Annotated in this window: 2 protein-coding genes; both read right to left on the reverse strand. The window is 63.4% G+C overall.

Annotated features, from left to right (window positions below):
• Window positions 1-266: 266 nt before the first annotated feature.
• The gene (locus tag AHiyo1_RS04970; protein WP_059387811.1) at window positions 267-1,958 is read right to left on the reverse strand and encodes a ribonuclease J; all 1,692 of its coding nucleotides are present in this window, start codon (window positions 1,956-1,958) and stop codon (window positions 267-269) included.
• Between the two features lie 27 nt (window positions 1,959-1,985).
• Window positions 1,986-2,897, reverse strand: a complete 912-nt coding sequence (dapA, locus tag AHiyo1_RS04975; protein ID WP_059387812.1) for a 4-hydroxy-tetrahydrodipicolinate synthase — start codon at window positions 2,895-2,897, stop codon at window positions 1,986-1,988.
• Window positions 2,898-3,053 lie beyond the last annotated feature (156 nt).

Below are 3,053 nucleotides of genomic sequence, written 5' to 3' on the forward strand. Positions count from 1 at the left end.
CTCCTGCCGGTCTTGGCCGGGGTCCGGCCGCTGCCCGAGCCGCTGGTTTTGCTGTTGGAGCTGCCTCTAGGCGCGGAGGTAGTACGAGTCGCCATATCGGCCACGCTACCCCAAGCCGTCCGGAAAGCCGCGGATTTCAGGGGAACGGAGGAGCCATGTTGCCCCTGTAGAACAATCCGCGGACCTGGTTCCGCTGCGGGCTTGGCGTACAACACGAACGGCCCGGTTCGCTTGAACCGGGCCGTTCGGAGTCTTCTCCGTCCGGGCTATGCTTCCAGAACCAACGGGATGATCATGGGGCGCCGGCGAAGCTTGCGGTTGACCCACGTGCCGATCACACGGCGCACGACTTGCTGGAGCTGGTGGTTGGTGTGGTCCGCGTGGTGGAGCACCGCGTCTTCGAGGGCAGCATTGATCTTGGGGATGATTTCGTCGAATACGGAATCGTCCTCGGCCACGCCGCGGGCGTGGATTTCCGGGCCCGAGACGATCTTGCCGGTGGTCCGGTTGATCACGGTGATGACCGAGATGAAGCCCTCGTCGCCGAGGATCCTGCGGTCCTTGAGGTCGGCGTCGGTGATTTCACCCACGCTGGAGCCGTCCACATAGACGAAGCCCACTTCCACCTGGCCAACAACATTGGCTTTGTGGTCCCTGACGTCGATGACTGTGCCGTTGTCGCTGAGGATGACGCGGTCCGAGGGCACGCCGGAGTCCTCCGCCAGGTTGCCGTTGGCGATGAGGTGACGGGTTTCGCCGTGCACAGGCATCGCGTTCAGGGGCTTGAGGATGTTGTAGCAGTAGAGCAGTTCGCCCGCAGCGGCGTGTCCGGAGACATGCACTTTGGCGTTGCCCTTGTGCACGACGTCGGCGCCGAGCTTGAGCAACCCGTTGATGATCCGGTAGACCGCGTTCTCGTTGCCGGGGATGAGGCTCGAGGCCAGAATAACGGTGTCGCCCTGGCCCACCACCACGCGGTGGTCACCGTTGGCCATCCGGGACAGTGCCGCCATGGGTTCGCCCTGCGAGCCCGTGGACATGAGGACCACGCGGTGGTCCGGCAGGTTGTCGATGTTCTTGATGTCCACGAGGATTCCCGGCGGGACGTCAAGGTAGCCCAGTTTCGCGGCGATAGCCATGTTGCGCACCATGGACCGGCCCACGAAGGCGACATTGCGGCCATGCTTGGCGGCGGCGTCGAGCACTTGCTGCACCCGGTGCACGTGCGAGGAGAAGGAGGCAACGATGATCCGCTTCTTGGCCTGGCCGAACAAACGGTCCAAGGTGGGGCCGATCTCCTTTTCCGCCGTGGTGAAGCCGGGAACATCCGCGTTGGTGGAGTCGGCCATGAACAGGTCCACCCCTTCTTCACCCAGGCGGGCGAAGTGGCGCAGGTCCGTGATGCGGCCATCGAGGGGCAACTGGTCCATCTTGAAGTCGCCCGTGTGCAGGACGTTGCCGCCGGCAGTGCGGATGAAGACGGCCAAGGCATCCGGAATGGAGTGGTTGACGGCAACGAATTCGCATTCGAAGGGGCCGAACTGCTCCACCTGCCCTTCGGCGACCGTCAGCGTGTACGGCTTGATCCGGTGTTCCTGGAGCTTGGCCTCGACGAGGGCAAGCGTCAGCTGGGAACCGACCAACGGCAGGTCCGCGCGCAGGCGCAGAAGATACGGCACAGCGCCGATGTGGTCTTCGTGGCCGTGCGTCAGGACGATGGCAACTACGTCGTCCAGCCTGTCCTCGATGTACGAGAAATCGGGCAGGATCAGGTCGACACCCGGCTGTGTCTCTTCAGGGAAGAGCACGCCGCAGTCAACCACCAGCAGCTTGCCGTTGATTTCGAAAACGGCCATGTTGCGGCCGATCTCCCCCAGCCCGCCGAGGGGCACAATCCGGAGTGTTCCCTGCGGAAGTTTGGGCGGGGTGACAAGTCCGGGAAGGGCGGTTTGGGTCATAATGCGCTACTTTCCGGCGGAATCGTTCTAGACAGTGAAGTCCATTCCAGCTTCCGCCAAGTCCTCGCGGATGATTGCGATCTCGGCGGCGTCCGGCTCCACGAGGGGCAAACGGACAACCGAGTTGGGCAGGACTCCCTGCCATTTAAGAATTTGTTTGGCGGCGACGGCGCCTTGGACCCGGGTCATGGTTGCGCGGATCACGGGCTCGAGTTCGAAGTTGATCTTGCGTGCCGTGCCAAGGTCGTTCGAGTTGATGGCGTCGATCAGCTCACGGAAGCGGCGGGTGACAACGTGGGTGGTGACGCCAATCAGGCCCACCGCACCCATGGCCATCCACTGGAGGGTCAGTCCGTCGTCCCCCGAGTAGAAAAGAAGGTCGGTTTCCGCCATGACGCGTGTGGCCGCGGCGAAATCGGCCTTGGCATCCTTGACCGCAACGATGTTGGGGTGGGAGGCAAGGCCGATCATGGTCTCCGGCGCGATCTGGATGGAGGAACGCCCGGGAATGTCATAGAGCATGACAGGAAGCTCGGTGGCGGACGCAATGGCCTCGAAGTGGGCCCGGACGCCAGCCTGGCTCGGCTTGTTGTAGTACGGGGTGACGAGCAGGAGTCCGTCGACGCCGAGCTTCGCGGCTTCCTGGGAGAGGTGCACCGAGTGCGCGGTGTCATTGGTTCCCGTGCCCGCGATGATTGCCGCGCGACCGCCCACGGCTTCCTTCACGGCGCGGAACATGCCGAGGTTTTCCTCGTCGGTGAGCGTGGACGTCTCCCCCGTTGTTCCGGTGACCACCAGGCCATCGCAGCCGTCGTCAACAAGCTTGACTGCCAGTTCCGCTGCCTGCTTGTAGTCAACTTCGCCGTCCTTGGTGAACGGGGTGACCATGGCGGTCAGAAGGGTACCGAGAGCAGGAACGTTCGCACGAGAGTCAGACATATGAAAAACGTTACCCTGTCAGCTGCGGGTTAGGAGAATGGGGCCCGCGTGATTGTCGTCAAATTCAACGAAATGGGAGCACGGCCTCAGGCCGAAGCGTCGCTGTGGCGCCCGGGCGCGCTGGCCTCTCCGGCGAGCAATACCGGGCAACCGCGG

Origin of the sequence: Arthrobacter sp. Hiyo1 (genome assembly GCF_001263615.2) — a bacterium.
GTDB lineage: Bacteria > Actinomycetota > Actinomycetes > Actinomycetales > Micrococcaceae > Arthrobacter.